This window comes from Pseudomonas sp. P5_A12 (assembly GCF_056400685.1).
In genome coordinates, this window is sequence record NZ_JBFUKU010000576.1 from 1 (window position 1) to 1,328 (window position 1,328).

Consider the following 1,328-nt stretch of genomic DNA (forward strand, 5'->3'; position numbering starts at 1 on the left):
CCGTTAATTTTATCGAGGATCGTGTTAGCGTAGCTTGGGCGGGAATGTCCATGATTGATGCGTTATTAAATTTAATCAGAGCTGTTTTACCTTTCTCGGAACGTTATACGCACTTCGTATTCATAACTGGCTCAGACTACCCAATAAAACCAGAGAAACAGATCAGCGATATATTTACATCAGAACCCGAAAGACAGTTTATTAAATATATAGACATGCGAGACTCCCCCGAACACTACATAAAACTAGTCACTCGAAAACATTTCCTAGAGCCATTTATATCAACCAACAACAAATTTCTAAATTTTGCCGACAAGCTATCCAGAAAAATCTTGCGACAGTTAGGCATCCCAAACAATTGGAACAACACCATTATCCCTTACTTTGGGCACACTTGGTGCGCATTAACACCTGAGTGCTGTGAATACATTTTAGATTTTCACAACAGAAATCCTTGGTTTTATGAAACAAACAAACAAACCTTCTCTCCAGACGAACATTACTTCCACACTATAGTAGGCAATTCACCGTTTAATTCAAATGCTGACGGCTTGCAGGTGTACGAAGGGCGAGGTTTATGGCGACTAGCAAATACTCACTTAATATGCCCCTCCTTGCAAAAATGGTTCACCCTAGATGACTGGGAGCTAATTAAATCTTCTGATAAATTATTCGTGAGAAAAGTAAACTCCAGCAGCGGGGCCAGCTTGGTTGAAGCAATCAACATCAAACTACTTAATTGTTAAGCCCCTAAGCGATAGCCGTCAAGCAATTCTAGAATGGTATTTAAGGACACAAATAAAATGTTGAGGCTTGACGCGTACCGGCAGCGTTCAAAAGACGAACTTTTCTGGCGCCCAGATTTAATATCCACCGGCATAACTTTATTTCTATTTTCAGCAGCAGTAAAGCCTGGCTATAGTCTAGAAGCTCAAACAGTCACTTATAGCTCCTTTATATTAGCGCTCAAAAACTACAGCCCATTTATTGGTATCATTGGGCTGTTCCTTCTTTTGTGCGCTTGGGCCAGTAAACCAAGGCTAGTTTCGTTCAAGCTGATCAACCCTGCCACATGGCTACTAGCCTTTAAACTACTCCTAGCACTTAGATTAGTTATTGCACCCGAAGGGGGACTGGAACACCCAATATCATTTTTATGTACTCTAGTACTATATTTTATAATTTTATCACGAGATGGTACAACTAGCGCTGAGACTCACTACAAGTCTCTATTCAAAGGTCTGTATTACTTCACAACCATAATAATCCTCCTCAACGTCTATTTATTATTATTTGAATATTCAACAAGTAGTTGGAAAGGTAGATTC

General features: G+C 39.8%; 2 protein-coding genes. Both read left to right on the forward strand.

Features of this window, described 5'->3' with window-relative positions; genetic code table 11:
• A partial coding sequence (locus tag AC1DSG_RS31220) for a beta-1,6-N-acetylglucosaminyltransferase (RefSeq protein ID WP_477794303.1) occupies positions 1 to 746 on the forward strand: 746 nt, incomplete at its 5' end.
• A gap of 57 nt (positions 747 to 803) precedes the next feature.
• A partial coding sequence (locus tag AC1DSG_RS31225; protein ID WP_477794304.1) for a hypothetical protein occupies positions 804 to 1,328 on the forward strand: 525 nt, incomplete at its 3' end.